Annotated in this window: 19 protein-coding genes and 1 riboswitch; of the genes, 9 read left to right on the top strand and 10 right to left on the bottom strand. The window is 70.8% G+C overall.

What is annotated here, in order from left to right; all coding sequences use genetic code 11:
- Positions 1-72: 72 nt before the first annotated feature.
- Positions 73-666, bottom strand: coding sequence for a L,D-transpeptidase (locus JWR86_RS09135; protein WP_299563958.1), 594 nt, complete (start codon positions 664-666; stop codon positions 73-75).
- A gap of 219 nt (positions 667-885) precedes the next feature.
- On the opposite strand from JWR86_RS09135, the gene JWR86_RS09130 reads away from it, so the two are divergent.
- A complete protein-coding gene (locus JWR86_RS09130) occupies positions 886-2,136 on the top strand; it encodes an alpha-hydroxy acid oxidase (RefSeq protein WP_299564004.1) in 1,251 nt (416 codons plus the stop codon).
- 13 nt (positions 2,137-2,149) lie between these two features.
- On the opposite strand, the gene JWR86_RS09125 is transcribed toward JWR86_RS09130, so the two are convergent.
- Positions 2,150-2,884 (bottom strand): SGNH/GDSL hydrolase family protein, encoded by a 735-nt coding sequence (locus JWR86_RS09125; protein WP_299563955.1) that lies wholly within the window; start codon positions 2,882-2,884, stop codon positions 2,150-2,152.
- 217 nt (positions 2,885-3,101) lie between these two features.
- Between JWR86_RS09125 and JWR86_RS09120 the strand changes: the two genes are divergently transcribed.
- Positions 3,102-3,761 (top strand): superoxide dismutase, encoded by a 660-nt coding sequence (locus JWR86_RS09120; protein WP_299564000.1) that lies wholly within the window; start codon positions 3,102-3,104, stop codon positions 3,759-3,761.
- 40 nt (positions 3,762-3,801) lie between these two features.
- Here the strand turns inward: JWR86_RS09120 and JWR86_RS09115 are convergent, their stop codons facing one another.
- The 6 genes from JWR86_RS09115 to JWR86_RS09090 form a co-directional block, all read right to left on the bottom strand.
- Positions 3,802-4,497, bottom strand: a complete 696-nt coding sequence (locus JWR86_RS09115; RefSeq protein ID WP_299563952.1) for an ABC transporter ATP-binding protein — start codon at positions 4,495-4,497, stop codon at positions 3,802-3,804.
- Position 4,498: 1 nt separating this feature from the next.
- Positions 4,499-5,248 (bottom strand): ABC transporter ATP-binding protein, encoded by a 750-nt coding sequence (locus JWR86_RS09110; RefSeq protein WP_299563950.1) that lies wholly within the window; start codon positions 5,246-5,248, stop codon positions 4,499-4,501.
- A complete protein-coding gene (locus JWR86_RS09105; RefSeq protein WP_299563947.1) occupies positions 5,245-6,186 on the bottom strand; it encodes a branched-chain amino acid ABC transporter permease in 942 nt (313 codons plus the stop codon). The genes JWR86_RS09110 and JWR86_RS09105 overlap by 4 nt, the downstream gene beginning before the upstream one ends.
- 46 nt (positions 6,187-6,232) lie before the next feature.
- Positions 6,233-7,153, bottom strand: a complete 921-nt coding sequence (locus JWR86_RS09100; protein ID WP_299563944.1) for a branched-chain amino acid ABC transporter permease — start codon at positions 7,151-7,153, stop codon at positions 6,233-6,235.
- A gap of 110 nt (positions 7,154-7,263) precedes the next feature.
- Entirely contained in the window at positions 7,264-8,433 is a 1,170-nt protein-coding gene (locus tag JWR86_RS09095; protein WP_299563941.1) for an ABC transporter substrate-binding protein, read from the bottom strand.
- 140 nt (positions 8,434-8,573) lie between these two features.
- Positions 8,574-9,080 carry a DUF2244 domain-containing protein gene (locus JWR86_RS09090; RefSeq protein ID WP_299563938.1) on the bottom strand — a complete coding sequence of 169 codons (507 nt, stop codon included), beginning with the start codon at positions 9,078-9,080 and terminating at the stop codon, positions 8,574-8,576.
- Positions 9,081-9,202: 122 nt separating this feature from the next.
- On the opposite strand from JWR86_RS09090, the gene nth reads away from it, so the two are divergent.
- On the top strand, positions 9,203-9,811 hold the full coding sequence (nth, locus tag JWR86_RS09085; protein WP_299563997.1) for an endonuclease III: 609 nt from the start codon (positions 9,203-9,205) through the stop codon (positions 9,809-9,811).
- Positions 9,812-9,832: 21 nt separating this feature from the next.
- Here nth and JWR86_RS09080 read toward each other — a convergent pair whose 3' ends face one another.
- Both JWR86_RS09080 and JWR86_RS09075 read right to left on the bottom strand, forming a co-directional pair.
- Positions 9,833-10,651 carry a transglutaminase family protein gene (locus JWR86_RS09080; protein ID WP_299563935.1) on the bottom strand — a complete coding sequence of 273 codons (819 nt, stop codon included), beginning with the start codon at positions 10,649-10,651 and terminating at the stop codon, positions 9,833-9,835.
- A 21-nt stretch (positions 10,652-10,672) separates the two neighbouring features.
- Complete coding sequence (locus JWR86_RS09075; RefSeq protein WP_299563932.1) at positions 10,673-11,587, bottom strand: transglutaminase family protein; 915 nt, start codon at positions 11,585-11,587, stop codon at positions 10,673-10,675.
- An 88-nt stretch (positions 11,588-11,675) separates the two neighbouring features.
- Between JWR86_RS09075 and JWR86_RS09070 the strand changes: the two genes are divergently transcribed.
- From JWR86_RS09070 to JWR86_RS09045, 6 genes are all read left to right on the top strand, one after another.
- A complete protein-coding gene (locus JWR86_RS09070) occupies positions 11,676-12,452 on the top strand; it encodes an N-formylglutamate amidohydrolase (protein WP_299563929.1) in 777 nt (258 codons plus the stop codon).
- A complete protein-coding gene (locus JWR86_RS09065) occupies positions 12,449-12,655 on the top strand; it encodes a hypothetical protein (protein WP_299563926.1) in 207 nt (68 codons plus the stop codon). Before JWR86_RS09070 ends, JWR86_RS09065 begins: the two co-directional genes overlap by 4 nt.
- 39 nt (positions 12,656-12,694) lie before the next feature.
- Positions 12,695-12,811: riboswitch (TPP riboswitch) on the top strand.
- Complete coding sequence (locus tag JWR86_RS09060; RefSeq protein ID WP_299563923.1) at positions 12,800-13,825, top strand: FAD-dependent oxidoreductase; 1,026 nt, start codon at positions 12,800-12,802, stop codon at positions 13,823-13,825. It overlaps the preceding riboswitch by 12 nt.
- The gene (thiS, locus tag JWR86_RS09055; protein WP_299563920.1) at positions 13,816-14,013 is read left to right on the top strand and encodes a sulfur carrier protein ThiS; all 198 of its coding nucleotides are present in this window, start codon (positions 13,816-13,818) and stop codon (positions 14,011-14,013) included. The genes JWR86_RS09060 and thiS overlap by 10 nt, the downstream gene beginning before the upstream one ends.
- Before the next feature lie 11 nt (positions 14,014-14,024).
- Positions 14,025-14,804, top strand: a complete 780-nt coding sequence (locus JWR86_RS09050; RefSeq protein WP_299563917.1) for a thiazole synthase — start codon at positions 14,025-14,027, stop codon at positions 14,802-14,804.
- Positions 14,801-15,357 (top strand): thiamine phosphate synthase (locus JWR86_RS09045; protein WP_299563914.1); only part of this gene is annotated, 557 nt, incomplete at its 3' end. The genes JWR86_RS09050 and JWR86_RS09045, both read left to right, overlap by 4 nt.

The raw sequence follows: 15,357 nt of genomic DNA, 5'->3' as shown, positions 1-15,357 counted from the left end.
AGGTGCCGAAGACCATCGCGGCAAATCCGACCACCAAGGGCATCATCACGACCAAGAGGTAGTCGGGGGCACTCAGCCGACCACCAGGACCGGGGACCCGTCCACGGCGCGGCCGAACAGGTCGATCACGTCCTGATCGATCATCCGCACCGAGCCGGATCTGGTCTGGGTGCCGACCGTGTCCGGCGCCGCGGTGCCGTGGATGGACAGGCCCGTATCCCGTCCCCGCGCCGTGACGAGCAGCAGGCGCGCGCCGAGGGGAGGGTGCCCCGGCGCGCGGGCCGAGGGGCCCCGGCCGATCTGGGCCGTGGCGGCGCTGCGGTCCGGCCAGCGTTGCCGGCCGCGGATCTCACCGGTGCCCCGGACGGTCGCACCCTCCGGGCCGACGCCGATGCCGTAGCGCGTGGCCCGCTGTCCGGGCTCGACACGGTGGATCAGCCTGCGGGCGAGGTCGACCACCACGGTCCCGGGCCGCTCGTTGCCGCCATACGGCACGTTGGCCCGCAGAAACAGCGGATCCATGTTGGTGTAGTCGAAGGCCGGCACGGCCACGGGCTCGCCCCGCACGGCCGCATAGACCCGGTCGTAATCCGGTGTCCGGACCGGGCCGCCGGCCTCTTGCGGCCACTCGCCGAACAGGGTGCCGAAGACCGGCAGGTGCTGCACCGCCGCGCATCCGGCGAGGGGACCTGAGCCGGCGAGACCGGCGAGCATTAGGGCTCGCCGTGTAAGGGGACGCATCCACGCACTCCGAAGGGACATAGGGGGGCGGGATGTAGGTCGATGTGGTTGACGGGTGATGAGCGAGGCGGCTGACGGCGACGGGTGCGGCTGCTAGCGTGTCGGCACGCACGCGTTTCCCGGGAGCCCGCCTTGTCCACCGACATGCCGTCGTCACGGCCGCCCTCGCGCGCCGCGCGCGTGTTCGCGCCCGGGCCCGTCACCTGCATCGAGGATCTGCGCCGGCTGGCGGAACGGCGGGTGCCCCGCATGTTCTACGACTACGCCGATTCCGGATCGTACTCGGAAGGGACGTACCGGGCGAACAGCGCCGATTTCGCCAAGATCAAGCTGCGGCAGCGCGTCGCCGTCGACATGACCGACCGGACGCTCGCCTCCACCATGGTGGGCCAGAAGGTGGCGATGCCCGTGGCGCTCGCGCCGACCGGCCTCACCGGCATGCAGCACGCGGACGGCGAGATCCTGGCCGCCAGGGCGGCTGCCAGGGCCGGCGTGCCCTTCACGCTTTCCACCATGTCGATCTGCTCGATCGAGGACGTGGCCGCGCATACGGACCGCCCCTTCTGGTTTCAGCTCTATGTGATGAAGGACCGCGACTTCATCCATCGGCTCATCGACCGCGCCAAGGCGGCGGAATGCTCGGCCCTGGTGCTGACGCTGGACCTCCAGATCCTCGGCCAGCGCCACAAGGACGTCCGCAACGGCCTCTCGACCCCGCCGAAGCCGACCCTGCGCAACCTGCTGAACCTGGCCACCAAGCCGCGCTGGTGCATGGGCATGCTGGGGACGAAGCGGCGCCAGTTCGGCAACATCGTCGGCCATGTAAAGGGGGTCGGCGACATGACCTCGCTGTCGTCCTGGACGGCGGACCAGTTCGACCCGGCGCTTTCCTGGGACGACGTGGCCCGGATCAAGGAGCGCTGGGGCGGCAAGCTGATCCTGAAAGGCATCCTCGACCCCGAGGATGCGGAACTCGCCTGCCGCAGCGGCGCCGACGCGCTCATCGTGTCCAACCATGGCGGCCGCCAGCTCGACGGCGCCATGTCATCGATCTCGGCCCTGCCGGCGATCGTGCAGCAGGTCGGAGACCGCATCGAGGTGCTGTTCGACGGTGGCATCCGGTCGGGGCAGGACGTGATCAAGGCGCTGGCCCTCGGCGCCCACGGCACCTTCATCGGCCGCGCCTTTCTGTACGGGCTCGGGGCGGGCGGCGAGGCCGGCGTGACCCAGTGCCTCGACATCATCCGCAAGGAGCTCGACGTCACCATGGCCATGTGCGGCCTGCGCGACGTGCGCCGGGTGGACGCGACCATCCTGGCCGACACCGACGGGCTCCTGCCGCGGGCTCAGCGCGCCTCCCTCGACCCCACGCCGGACCTGGGGGCGGCGGAATAGCCCGGCGGGCCCGCTACCCGGCGGAACCGCAGAGCGCGGGGGCGACGCTCCGATAGGCGGCCCGCAGGCCGGACACGTGCAGGCCGTCGCGAGAGGTTCCCTCCCGGCCGCGCCAGAAGACCTCGGAGCGGGCCGCCGCGTAGGGATCCACGAAGCGGCAGGCGTGGCGTGCGCACGCGTCGCGCAGCACGTCGCTCAGGAGCTTGAAGGCCGGGGGGTCGAACACGGTCTCGAGCGCCGCCGGAATGGGCGGCACGGCCGCCACCACCAGCCGGGCTCCGGTTGCGGCGAGCCGGCCAACCAGGGCCTCGGCGTCGGCCCGCAATCTGGCCAGCGCCTCGGGGCGGGACGGCTCGTGCTTGCGCAGGAGATCGTTGGTGCCGATGGCGAGCAGGATCGCGGCCGGCGGAGTTTCGAACCTGATCTTGTCCAGGGCGGCCAGGTAATCGGCCGTCTTGTATCCGCTCAGCCCGCCATTCACGACGTCGAGTTCGCAGGGGGGACGCTCGGCCGGGTGCAGTTCGATGTAGCTGTCGCCGGCCAGGAAGGCATAGGGCGACGAGACCTCGCGCAAATGCGCGTTGATGATGCCGACCCGGAACGCGCCGAAGCCGAGCGCATTGGCCGGCGCCCCGGGGTTCGCCGCCCAGCCCGCTGCGAAGGCCCCGGCCGCAAGCGCGAAACTCGCCGCGCCGACCAGGAGCCGGGTTCGCAGCGACACTCCGCGAAAGGCCTCACGAAAGCTCATGGCCGATGTCTCCTCGCTTCGGCGCTTCGGCCGGCCGCCATGGCACGGGCGGGGCCGCCCGGGGAGTGAGACGGGCCCCGGCGCTGCCCGGATCGTGATAGACCGGAGTGTGGTCTCGCGCGTTGTTCGTCGATTCCTGAGGAGGTCACCCGTGACGCCATCCATCCATCGCCGCGCCCTGTTTGTCGGCGCGAGCGCGCTTGCTGTCGCTTCGACCATGCGGGAGGCGGTTGCCCAAAGCCCGGCGGCGGGACCCTACAGGCTGGACCCGCTTCCCTATCCGGCCAACGCCAACGAGCCGCATATCGATGCGAAGACGATGGAAATCCACCATGGCCGCCACCACCAGGCCTATGTCACGAACCTGAATGCCGCGCTGGCCAACCACGCCGACCTCGCCAAGACGCCGCTGCCGGACCTGCTGGCCGGGCTCGACAAGGCGCCCGAGGCGATCCGCACCGCGCTCCGCAACAACGGCGGCGGCCATGCCAACCACACCATGTTTTGGCAGATCATGGGCGGAAAGGGCGGCGAGCCGACGGGCGAGCTGAAGGCGGCGATCGACCGCGACCTCGGCGGGTTCGAGAAGATGAAGGCCGATTTCAACGCGGCCGGCGCGCGCCAGTTCGGCTCCGGCTGGGTCTTCGTCACCGTGACCCGCGACGGCAAGCTCGCCATCACCTCGAAGCCCAACCAGGACACGCCGCTGATGGAGGGCGGCCGCGTGCTGCTCGGCAACGACGTCTGGGAGCACGCCTATTACCTGACCTACCAGAACCGCCGCCCCGATTACCTCGGCGCGTGGTGGAACGTGGTGGACTGGGCCAAGGTCGCTGAGCGCTACGCGGCCGCCAAGGCCGGCACGCTGACCATCTGACGGGGGAGGCGGCCGGGAGCCGGTGCGCCGGCCCCGGCCGTCAGACGTGGAGATAGCGGTCCTTCACGGCCGGGTCGGCCAGGAGATCGGCGCTGGTCCCGGTCCAGACGACCCGGCCCTTCTCCAGCACCACATGCCGGTCGGCGAGACGCGCCAGCGCGTCGATGTTCTTGTCGATCACCAGGATCGACAACCCCTCGCCCTTGAGCCGGGCGAGGACCGACCAGATCTCCGCCCGCACCAGCGGCGCGAGCCCCTCGGTCGCCTCGTCCAGGATGAGCAGGCGAGGATTGGTCATCAGCGCGCGGCCGATGGCCAGCATCTGCTGTTCGCCGCCCGAGAGCTGCGAGCCGAGATGGCCGCGGCGCTCGGCGAGGCGCGGAAACAGCCCGTAGGTCTCCGGCAGCGTCCAGCGCGGCGGCCCGCGGCGCGCGGCCGCCGTGGCGACCAGATTCTCCTCCACAGACAGGGTCGGAAACACCTGCCGGCCCTCCGGCACGAGGCCGATCCCGGCCTTGGCGATGCGGTAGGGGCGGCGGCCCGCGACGGCCTCGCCCGCGAACTCGATCCGGCCCCGGGAGGGCAAGAGGCCCATGATCGACTTCACAATCGTGGTCTTGCCCATGCCGTTGCGGCCGAGCAGGGCGACGACCTCGCCTGCACCGACCGTGAGAGAGACGCCGAACAGCACGGGCGCCGGCCCATAGCCCGCCCTGAGGTCCTCCACGCGGAGCATGTCAGGCCGCCTCCTCGCCGAGATAGGCCGCCCGCACCTCCGGGTCGGCCCGGATCTGGTCGGGCGTGCCCGTCGCGATGACGCGGCCATAGACCAGCACGGAAACGCGGTCGGCGAGCGCGAACACCGCTTCCATGTCGTGCTCGACGAGCAGGATGGTGAGGCTGCCCCGAAGCGCCTGCAGGCGCTCGACCACCTCGCGGGATTCCGCGTGGCTCGTGCCCGCGAGCGGCTCGTCGAGGAGCAGCAGGCGCGGGCGGGTGGCGAGCGCCACAGCGAGTTCGAGCTGCCGCTTCTCGCCGTAGGAGAGGAGGCCGGCCGGCAGCTCGGCCCTGTGCGCGAGGCCGAACCGGGCCAGCAGTTCGGCGGCGGGCTCGTTCAGCTCCGGCTCCCGGGCGGCGTCGCGCCAGAACCGGAAGCTCGACCCGGACCGGGCCTGCACGGCGAGCGCCACGTTGTCCCGCACGGTGAACCCCGGCAGGATCGAGGTGACCTGAAAGGAGCGCGCCAGCCCGAGCCGCACGCGATCGGGCATCGCGAGCGCGCCGATGTCGCGGCCGTCCAGCAGGATGCGACCGCTGTCGTGCCGGGCGAGGCCCGAGACCTGGTGCACCAGCGTCGTCTTGCCGGCGCCGTTCGGCCCGATCACGGCCCTGAACTCGCCGGGCTCGATCGCGAGATCGACGCCGTCGGAGACCTTGAGGGCGCCGTAGCTCTTGCACAGCCCCTGGAGGCGCAGCGCCGCGCTCACCCGCGCCGTCCTCCGACCAGGCCGGCGATGCCGCCGCGGGCGAACAGCACGGCCAGAACCAGCAGCGGCCCGAACAGGATGCGCCAATGCTCGGTCCAGTGCGACAGCACCTCCTCGAGAAGCAGAAAGGCGGCCGCGCCCGCGACCGCGCCGTGCAGCGTGCCGACCCCGCCGAGAACGACCATGAAGATCAGGTCGCCCGAGCGCTGCCAGCTCATGGTGGCCGGGCTGACGAAGCCCGTCTGGTTGGCGAACAGAAAGCCGGCGAGCCCGGCGATGAGCCCGGCCATCACATAGGCGACGAGCTGGAAGCGGAAGGGCTGGAAGCCGATCGCCTCCATCCGGGTCCGGTTTTCCCGCGTGCCCGACAGGACGCGGCCGAAGCGTGAGGCGGTCAGCCGTCGGCACAGCAGGTAGCACAGCAGCAGCGCCCCCAGGCTGAGGCCGTACAGCGCCGCGTCGCTGCGCAGAAGGTCGTGGCCGAGGATCTGGCTGCGGCTGGACAGCGTCATGCCGTCGTCGCCGCCATAGGCCGCGAGCGAGGTCGCCAGGAAGAACAGCATCTGGCCGAAAGCCAGCGTGATCATGATGAAATAGACGCCCTCCGTGCGGAGCGCGATCAGGCCCGTGAGCAGCCCGAACAGGGCCGCGCCCGCCAGCGCGGCGGCGAGCTGCAGCAGCGCGTCGTCGATCCCGTGGCTCGACAGGATGCCGACCGCATAGGCGCCGATGCCGAGAAAGGCGGCGTGGCCGAAGCTGACGAGCCCGCCATAGCCGATCAGGAGGTCCAGCGACATGGCGGCGAGCGCCAGGATCACGAGCCGGGTGGCGATGGCCAGGATGAAGCTTTCCGGCCCGAGCTTGGCGAACACGGGAACCAAAGCGAGGGCCAGGAACAGGGAGACGGGCAGGAGAGTCCCGCGGAGGCGAGCGCTCACCGTGCGTCCTCCCGCGCCGGGGAGGACGGATCCGCGGCCGCCCACCTCACCGCCGGACCGGGAACAGGCCGGAGGGCCGGGCGAACAGGATGGCGGCCATCAGGATGTAGATCAGCATGGGCGCGAGGGCGCGGCCGGTTTGGCTCGCCGCCGCGGGATCGAGCAGGGCCCGCAACAGGGTCGGGGCGATGAAGCGGCCGAGCGTGTCGACCAGCCCGACCAGGAGCGCGGCTAGAAAGGCGCCCCGGATCGAGCCGATTCCGCCGATGACGATCACCACGAAGGCCAGGATCAGGACGTTGTCGCCCATGCCGGGCTCGACCGACAGGATCGGCGCCACCATGGCGCCCGCAAAGCCGGCCAGCATGGCGCCAAAGCCGAACACCACCGTGAACAGCAGCCGGATGTTGATGCCGAGCGCCGACACCATGGCGGCATTGCTGGCCCCGGCCCGCACCAGCATGCCGATGCGGGTGTGGTTCACGAGCCCGTAGAGCAGCGCCGCGACGCCGAGCCCGGCCGCGATGATGGCCAGCCGGTAGACCGGGTAGCTGATGCCGCCGAAGAGCGGGATGGAGCCGGACAGGCTCTCCGGCAGCGGCACCGAGAGGGGGGCGGAGCCCCACAGGAGGCGCACGCCCTCGTTCAGGAAGATGATGATGCCGAAGGTGGCCAGCACCTGGTCCAGATGCGAGCGCTCGTAGAGGTGGCGGAAGATCAGCACTTCCAGCAGCAGCCCGAAGGCGAGCGCCGTCGGCATGGCGAGAAGCAGGCCCAGCCCGAACGACCCGGTGGCGGCCGTGAACCAGGCCGCCAGATAGGCGCCCACCATGTACTGGACGCCGTGGGCCAGATTGATGAAGTCCATGACGCCGAAGATCAGCGTCAGCCCGGCCGCGATCAGGAACAGGATCAGGCCGAACTGGAGGCCGTTGAGAGCCTGGAGGGCGAGAAGGGTGAGGGACATGGTGTTCTCAGCCCCACCGGGCGGAAGCCGGGCGGGGCCCGGGTTTCGCGACGCGGCAGGGCTCTCGTGGGACGTCCCGGTTCAGGCAGCCGGGGGCAGGGCGGCGCGGCTCACTTCGCGAGCCCGCAATCCTTCACGTAGGGATCGGCGTAGTTCGAGAAGATCTTTTCCTTGATCTGCGTCTCGAGCTTGCCGTCGGCCCGCTTGCCGACCTGCGTCAGGTAGAAATCCTGCACCGGGTAGCCGTTCGCGCTGAACTTGAAGGCGCCCCGGAGCGAGGTGAACTCGGCCTTGCGGAGGGCCGCCCGCACGGCGTCCTTGTTGGCCATGTTGCCGCCCACAGCCTTGGCGGCCGAGTCGATCAGCATGGCGGCGTCATAGGCCTGGAAGGCGTAGGTCGCCGGCACAGCGTTGTGGGCCGCCAGATAGGCATCGACGAACTTGCGGTTCTGCGGGTTGTCGAGGTTCGGCGCCCAGTTGGAGCCGTTCCACATGCCCAGCGCCGCCTCGCCCTGCGCCGGCAGCGTCGCCTCGTCCACCGTGAACGACGACAGGACCGGAATGGTGAGTCCGGCCTGCTTGAACTGTTTGACGAGGTTCACGCCCATGCCACCCGGCATGAAGGTGAACAGCGCGTCGGGCTTCAGGGACGCGATCTTGGCCAGTTCAGACTGGAAATCGAGGTTGTTCAGGGGGACGTAGGATTCCTCCACGACCTCGCCCTTGTAGTCGCGTTTGAACCCGGCCATCGCGTCCTTGCCGGCCTGGTAATTGGGCGCCAGCAGGTAGACCCGCTTGTAGCCGCGGTCCTGCGCGACCTTGCCCGAGATCTGGTGCACCTGGTCGTTCTGGTACGAGGTCGAGAAGTAGAAGGGCGAGCAGTTCTTGCCGGCCAGCGCCGAGGAGCCGGCATTCGGGCTGATCAGGAAGGTGCCGGAATCGGTGACCGGCTTCACGATGGCGCCGAGCACGTTCGAGAAGATCGGGCCGACCACGAAATCGACCTTGTCGCGCTCGAGCAGGCCCTTGACCTTGGTCACGGCGACATCGGGCTTCAGCTCGTCGTCCACGATCACGATCTCGGCCTCGCGCCCGCCGAGCTTGCCGCCCAGGTCCTTGACCGCCATCTCGAAGCCGTTGCGGGCCTGCTGCCCGAGCACGGCCGAGGGGCCGGACAGGGTCAGGATGATCCCGACCTTGACCTTCTCCTGCGCGACGGCCGCGCCCGCCACCAGCGCCAGCGCGCCCGCGAGCCCGAGTGTTCTCTTTCCCGTCGTCATCGAGAGCTCCCGTTGCGGCTCGCTGCCGGTCCGTCCGGCCGCCGCACGTTGTCCACGCCCCGCCGGCGTTGTCCATCCCCGTACGGCCGCCGTCGGGCGCTGCTCCGAAGATGTTGGCAAACGCGGGGGCGGCCGGCGGATCACATGCCGCGCTTGACCCGGCTCAGCGCCGCCCCGAACGCATCGGCGAAATCGGCCCTCTCGGCCGGCGACAGCTCGCGGCCGATGACGATGCGCTGTCGTCCCGACACGAGAGCGAGGCGCTGCAGGCCGAATTCTTCGTGCGTCTCGCGGACGAGCCGGGTCCAGAGCGGGTTGAAGCGCCACTCGCGGGCCTGGCCGCGATGGGTGACGCTGCGGAACAGGATCTCGACAGGCGTGAGCGACACCTCCTCGAAGGCGCGCGCCCGGCGGTAGCTGATCCGGAACGCCACATAGAGCGCCAGGACGTCCAGGCCGAGAAAGCCCGTCACGGGCCAGAAGCCGAGCGCCACGAATCGCAGCGCCAGTGCGGCCGCGACCACGGACAGGACCACCATGAGGACGCGAAAGCCCTCGGGGCCGAGCGAGCGGTGCGGCTTGATGACGGCCGCGAAGACGGGCTGTTCCGCCCTGTCCTCCGCCGTCGTGAGCTTGCCGGTGCTCATGGCCCGAATATAACGCGGCGATGGCCGACAGGAAGCCGCCTCCCACCACGACGAGCGGCAGGTCCGGGCCGCGCCGGCTCGGGCTTGTGCAGCCGGTCGACGATGGAACGCTGGTCGAGATCATGCGCCGCTTCCAGGAGCGCGAGCCCGATCCCCGCGGCGAACTGGACCACACCGACCCCTACACGCTGCTGGTCGCCGTGGTGCTGTCGGCGCAGGCGACTGACCGGGGCGTCAACCTGGCGACCGCGGGTCTGTACCGGGCGGCCTCGACCCCGGCCGCCATGGTGGCGCTGGGCGAGGAGCGGGTGGCCGAACACATCCGCACCATCGGCCTGTTCAGGACCAAGGCCAGGAATGTCGTCGCGCTGTCGCAACGGCTGCTGGCCGAGCAGGGCGGGGTGGTGCCGCCGGACCGGGCCTATCTCGAGAGCCTCCCGGGGGTGGGGCCGAAAACGGCCTCCGTGGTGCTCAACGTCGCCTTCGGCGTGCCGACCATCGCGGTGGACACCCATGTGTTCCGGGTCTCGAACCGCGTTCCCATCGTGATCGCCGGAACACCGGACGAGATGCAGGCCGGGCTGGAGCGACGCATCCCGCCCCAATTCCTGGTTCACGCCCACCACTGGCTGATCTTGCACGGCCGTTACACCTGCAAGGCGCGGGTGCCGGACTGCCCGGGCTGTTCGATCCGGGATCTGTGCCGCTTTCCTGGAAAGACGGGCGTGTGACCGGCCGGGCGCCGCCGCCCGCTAGGCGCCGTCCGGCACCTCCTCCGTGACGACCTTGAACCCGGTCAGGGTGCAGTCGCCGAAGCTCGTCACGATGGCGACGTCGGTGGCGTCGCGGCCCCGCGCCATCACCACGCGGCCGATGCGCGGGACGTTGTGGCGAGCGTCCATCGTGTACCAGCGCCCGCCGAGATAGACCTCGAACCAGGCCGAGAAGTCCATCGGGTCATCCACCGGCGGCACGCCGATGTCGCCGAGATAGCCGGTGGCGTAGCGGGCCGGGATGTTCATGCAGCGGCACAGCGTGACCGCCAGATGGGCGAAGTCGCGGCAGACGCCCTTCTGCTCCTGGTGCGCCTCGAAGGCGGTCTTGGTCGGCCGGGCATGCTGGTAGCCGAAGGCGATCCGGCTGTGGGCGTAGTCGACGATGGCCTGGACCAGCGGCCAGCCCTTGGGCACCTGGCCGAACAAGGACCAGGCCTGGTCGGAGATCCGGTCCGTTTCGCAATATCGGCTGCCGAGCAGGTAGACGAGCACCTCGGAGGGAAGCTCCTGGACCGGGTGCTGGACGGCCTGGGCGGCCACCTCGTCGGGGAGGCCGCTGTCCCGCACCACGAAGTCGTTGCTCATCACGAGTGGCCCGGGCGGCGCCAGCAGGCGGACGCAGCGGTTGCCGAACAGGTCGCGGTACTCGCTATGCTCGACCGGCCGCGAGAACCTGACCTTGTCCTCCCCTTCCACGATGTCCCCGGCGCGGTCGGGCGCGAGGTTGAGGAGCAGGATCATCGGCGAGGGCGAGCCAATGTCGTAGGCGATCTCGTAGCCGCAACGGATCTTCATCGGGCGCTCCTCCCCGGCCGCTCACGCCGCTGCGGCCGGTCTCTGTGTCTCCGCCCGCCTGGGCCTTTCGCCCGCGACGCTGACCGAGACGGTCATATCGATGAAATCGCTCGGAAAGCCGATGAAGCTTCCGGAAACGGGGGAGGCCTGGGCGGGATCCCTGACCACGGCCACGCGGACCAGTTCGCCGTTGCCGACTTCGCCGCTGGTCGGGTCGAGGTCGATCCAGCCGCCGCCCGGCAGGTAGGCCTGGATCCAGGCGTGGGTCGAGCCCCCCGCCTGGCGCACGACCTCGTCCCCCCCTCGGACCTGCAGGTAGCCGGACACGAACCGCGCCGCGATGCCCTGGGTGCGCAGCCCCTCGGCCAGGAGCACCGCGAAATCGCGGCAGGAGCCGGCGCGCAGGCGCAGCGTGTCGCTCGGGGCCTGGATCCCGGCCTCCTCCCGGCGCAGATAGCAGAACTCGCGCCGGATGGCGGCGTTCAGCCGCTTCACGAAGCTCCAGGTGGCCCGGTCGGGATCCTCCGCCAGGATCGCCCGCGCCCAGCCGTCCACCGCATGTTGCCCGTCGGGGTGCTGGCGCTCGATGAAGCGGGCGAGATCGGGCATCTCCTCCGCCCCATAGGAGAACGGGCAGGTGCGGGCGTGCTCGGCGATCGACAGGGCGGCCTCCCGGAACGCCGTGTGCTCCACCGTCATGGTGGCGACCAGCGACAGGTCGCGCGTGCGCCGGCTGAACCCGATCGTAGTGATGAGATTGCCGGACGCGTCCTCGGCGGAGGTGACGCTCGCCGGCTCGGGCCTGATGTCGAGGTCGTATTCGACCAGGCGCTGGTCGTAGGTTTCGCGCGGCCGGAGCATCAGTCGATGCTCGCCCAGCGCCACCGGCGAGCGGTAGCGATACCGGGTCTCGTGCCTGATCCGAAGCAATCCCATCTGCCCCCCAGGGTACGGGCTAGCAGGTTCCGAGCCAATTGCGCTAGATCGCCCCCGGTCGCCCCGGCTGGCGGCAGAGACGGACCGGATGGATAGCGGCACGAGCCTTCTCGGACCGGGCGACCCGCCCCCGGTGGACCTGCACAGGCCCCGCGGCAGCTCCCCCTTTCTGCTCGCCTGCGACCATGCCGGCCGGCTGGTTCCGCAAAGCCTCGGACGCCTCGGCCTCGCCGAGTCGGAGTTCGAGCGGCACATCGCTTGGGACATCGGCGCCTCCGCAGTGGCGCGGCGCGTCTCCGAGGCCCTGGATGCGACGCTCGTGGAGCAGCGTTATTCGCGCTTGGTGATCGACTGCAACCGGCCGCCGCAGGTGCCGAACTCGGTGCCGGCGATCAGCGAGGCCACCCCCATTCCGGGCAATGAAGGACTCACCGAGCCGGACCGCGAGCGGCGCATCCGGGAGGTGTTCCGGCCCTATCACGAGCGCCTCGCGGCCGAGATCGACCGGCGCGCAGAGGCCGGACAGGAGACGGTGCTGATCGCCCTGCACAGCTTCACCCCGGTGTATCTCGGCGAGAGCCGCCCGTGGCATGTCGGCACGCTGTATGGGCGCGACGCCCGTCTCGCCGGACCGCTCCGCCGGGTGCTGGCGGGCGAGGCCGGACTCGTGGTCGGCGACAACGAGCCCTATGCGGTGAGCGACGAGACCGACTGCACCATCCCGCTGCACGGCGAGCGGCGCGGCCTCGTTCATGTCGGGATCGAGATCCGGCAGGATCTCGTGGGTGACGCGGCCGGCCAGGCGGAATGGGCCGACCGGCTCGCCCGGTCTCTGCCGCGGGCGCTCGGGGAGGCCAGGCCATGAAGGTGTCCGACCACCGCACCATCCTGGAATCCTTCGAGCACCGCCCGGACGGGGCGTGGTGCTGCACGGCGGCCGTCGTGATCGAGACTCCGGAGGGCCCGTTGGCCGTCGAGCCCGGAACCGTTTTCGTGTTTGGCGAGAAGGTCGGCCAGCTTGACCTGGCCGAGTATCTGGAGCGGCTCGGGGCGCAATTCGGCTCCTGACGGGACGTCTTGCCGAATCTGCTCCGTTTGCACACATTGGGAACATCCGAGGGGTGCCCTGTCGGGCTGAGACGGCCAGCCGAACCGGTGGTTCGGGCCGAACCCTTTGAACCTGATCCGACTCACATCGGCGGAGGGACGGAGATGCGGAACAGCGACGAGGCATGGGCGAGGGCGGGCTCGCAAGAGGTGGCGGTGATCGGCGCCGGCATCTGCGGCACCTGGACGGCCCTGATGCTGAGCGAAGCCGGCGTCCCGGTCGCCCTGCACGAGCGCGACGGGCCCGATCTCATGGGGTCCACCAGCCGGTGGGCCGGCGGCATGCTGGCGCCGGGCTGCGAGAGCGACGGCGCCGAGCCCGTCGTGATCAGGCTCGGGCGACGCTCGATCGACCTGTGGCGGCGCCACCTGCCGGAGACCGCGCTGCTCGGCTCGCTGGTTGTGTCCCATCCGCGCGACCGCGGCGATCTCGACCGTTTCGCGCGCCAGACCAGCGGCCACCGGCAGGTCGGCGAAAGCGAGATCGCCGAGCTCGAGCCGGCGCTCGCGGGCCGCTTCCGGACCGGCCTGTTCTTTCCCGACGAGGGCCATGTCGAGCCGCGGGCCGTGCTGCCGGCGCTTCATGCCGAATTGCAGCGCCGCGGTGTGCCGATCCGGTTCGGGGCTGCCGTGGATCCGGCCGCCGCCGCGGGGCCGCTCGTGGATTGCCGCGGGCTCTCCGCGCGGGCCGACCTGCCGGAGCTGCGCGGCGTCAAGGGCGAGACCGCTCTGGTTGCGACCGACGAGGTGACCCTGCGCCGACCCGTGCGGCTGATGCATCCGCGCTGGCCGCTCTATGTGGTGCCGCGGCCCGGCGGCCGCTTCCTGATCGGCGCGAGCACGATCGAAAGCGAGGACGTGTCCGGCGTCAGCGTCCGGTCCGCGCTGGAGCTGCTCACGGCGGCCTATACGCTGCACCCGGCCTTCGGCGAGGCCCGCATCCTGGAACTCGGCACCGCGCTGCGGCCAGCCTATCCGGACCACGCGCCCCGGATCGCGGTGAGCGGCTCGAAGATCAGCGTCAACGGCCTGTACCGGCACGGCTTCCTGCTCGCGCCGGCGCTCGGCGAGGTGGTCGCGAACTACGTCGCGTCCGGGCTGCGCGACAACGAGGTGATGCGATGGTCGTGACAGTGAACGGCGAGCGGGCAGAGATCGGCTCCGCCCGCATTCCGGAGCTCCTGGCCGAACTCGGCTACGAGGGCGGCTTCCTGGCCGTGGCCGTGAACCGGGAAATCGTCCGGCGGGCCCGCTGGGCCGAGGTCGAAGTCACCGAGGGCGACGAGATCGAGATCGTCACGCCGCGGCAGGGCGGCTGAGAGGAACGGCCATGCAGCTCTATGGACAGGAGGTCGCCTCGCGGCTCCTCGTCGGCACCGCGCTCTATCCGTCGCCCGCCGTCATGGAGGCCGCGATCAGGGCCTCCGGGGCCGGCATCGTCACGGTGTCGGTGCGGCGCGAAGCGGCCGGCGGACGGGCCGGCGATGCGTTCTGGCGCATCATCCAGGGGCTCGGCGTGAAGGTGCTGCCGAACACCGCCGGCTGCCGCACCGTGAAGGAGGCGGTCGCCACGGCCGAACTCGCCCGCGAACTGTTCGGCACGCCCTGGATCAAGCTCGAGGTGGTGGGCGACGACGAGACCCTGCAGCCGGACGTGGTCGGGCTGGTCGAGGCCGCCGGCATCCTGCTCCGCGATGGGTTCGAGGTGTTTCCCTACACGACCGAGGACCTCACGGTGGCGCAGCGCCTGGTCGAGGCGGGCTGCCGCGTGGTGATGCCCTGGGCCTCGCCCATCGGCAGCGGCCAGGGCATCACCAACCGGGCCGCGCTCCGCACGCTGCGTCAGCGCCTGCCGGAGGTGACGCTGATCGTGGATGCCGGCCTCGGCGCGCCGTCGCATGCCGCCGACGCCATGGAACTCGGCTATGACGGCGTCCTGCTCAACACGGCCGTGGCCAAGGCCGACGACCCGGTCGCCATGGCCCGGGCTTTCGCGCTCGCGGTCGAGGCGGGCCGGGTCGGCCACGAGGCCGGCCTGATGCCGGCCCGGGACTTTGCCACGCCCTCGACGCCGGTGGTCGGCACCCCGTTCTGGCACGCCGCAGGATGAGACCCTATCCGGACCGCTTCTACCCCGTCGTCGCCACGCTCGACTGGGTGTCCCGCCTGACCCGCCTCGGCGTCGGCACCGTGCAGTTGCGGGCCAAGGACGTCCCGGCGGGCGAGGCCCGCGCGCTGGTCGCCGAGGCGCTTGCCCGCACAGCCGGCACGGCCACCAGGCTCGTGGTCAACGACCACTGGCAGGCGGCCATCGAGGCCGGGGCCGCCCATCTCCATCTCGGCCAGGAGGACCTGGCGGACGCCGACATGCCGGCCATCCGCCGGGCGGGCCTGACGCTCGGCCTCTCGACGCATGACGAGGAGGAGCTGGAGATCGCGCTGCGGCAGGACCCGGATTACGTGGCGCTCGGGCCGATCTACCCGACCACGCTCAAGGCGATGCGCTTTGCCCCGCAGGGGCTCGACCGGATCGCGCAGTGGAAGCGCCGCATCGGCGCGGTGCCGCTGGTCGCCATCGGCGGCATCACGCTGGAACGGGCGCCGGGCGTCTACGGGCAGGGGGCGGATTCGATTGCTGTGGTGAGCGACGTCACCCAGGCCGC

Source organism: Enterovirga sp., assembly GCF_028290205.1.
Classification (GTDB): Bacteria; Pseudomonadota; Alphaproteobacteria; order Rhizobiales; family Beijerinckiaceae; genus Enterovirga.
Note: the sequence above shows the minus strand (reverse complement) of the source record. Positions and strands in the feature narration are given on the sequence as shown.

Excerpts from the sequence above, each read along its gene's own strand:
- JWR86_RS09130 (WP_299564004.1), top strand. The coding sequence starts at position 886 with ATGCCGTCGTCACGGCCGCCCTCGCGCGCCGCGCGCGTGTTCGCGCCC.
- JWR86_RS09125 (WP_299563955.1), bottom strand. The coding sequence starts at position 2,884 with ATGAGCTTTCGTGAGGCCTTTCGCGGAGTGTCGCTGCGAACCCGGCTC.
- JWR86_RS09120 (WP_299564000.1), top strand. The coding sequence starts at position 3,102 with ATGCGGGAGGCGGTTGCCCAAAGCCCGGCGGCGGGACCCTACAGGCTG.
- JWR86_RS09115 (WP_299563952.1), bottom strand. The coding sequence starts at position 4,497 with ATGCTCCGCGTGGAGGACCTCAGGGCGGGCTATGGGCCGGCGCCCGTG.
- JWR86_RS09100 (WP_299563944.1), bottom strand. The coding sequence starts at position 7,153 with ATGTCCCTCACCCTTCTCGCCCTCCAGGCTCTCAACGGCCTCCAGTTC.
- JWR86_RS09095 (WP_299563941.1), bottom strand. The coding sequence starts at position 8,433 with ATGACGACGGGAAAGAGAACACTCGGGCTCGCGGGCGCGCTGGCGCTG.
- JWR86_RS09090 (WP_299563938.1), bottom strand. The coding sequence starts at position 9,080 with ATGAGCACCGGCAAGCTCACGACGGCGGAGGACAGGGCGGAACAGCCC.
- nth (WP_299563997.1), top strand. The coding sequence starts at position 9,203 with ATGCGCCGCTTCCAGGAGCGCGAGCCCGATCCCCGCGGCGAACTGGAC.
- JWR86_RS09080 (WP_299563935.1), bottom strand. The coding sequence starts at position 10,651 with ATGAAGATCCGTTGCGGCTACGAGATCGCCTACGACATTGGCTCGCCC.
- JWR86_RS09075 (WP_299563932.1), bottom strand. The coding sequence starts at position 11,587 with ATGGGATTGCTTCGGATCAGGCACGAGACCCGGTATCGCTACCGCTCG.
- JWR86_RS09070 (WP_299563929.1), top strand. The coding sequence starts at position 11,676 with ATGGATAGCGGCACGAGCCTTCTCGGACCGGGCGACCCGCCCCCGGTG.
- JWR86_RS09065 (WP_299563926.1), top strand. The coding sequence starts at position 12,449 with ATGAAGGTGTCCGACCACCGCACCATCCTGGAATCCTTCGAGCACCGC.
- JWR86_RS09060 (WP_299563923.1), top strand. The coding sequence starts at position 12,800 with ATGCGGAACAGCGACGAGGCATGGGCGAGGGCGGGCTCGCAAGAGGTG.
- thiS (WP_299563920.1), top strand. The coding sequence starts at position 13,816 with ATGGTCGTGACAGTGAACGGCGAGCGGGCAGAGATCGGCTCCGCCCGC.
- JWR86_RS09050 (WP_299563917.1), top strand. The coding sequence starts at position 14,025 with ATGCAGCTCTATGGACAGGAGGTCGCCTCGCGGCTCCTCGTCGGCACC.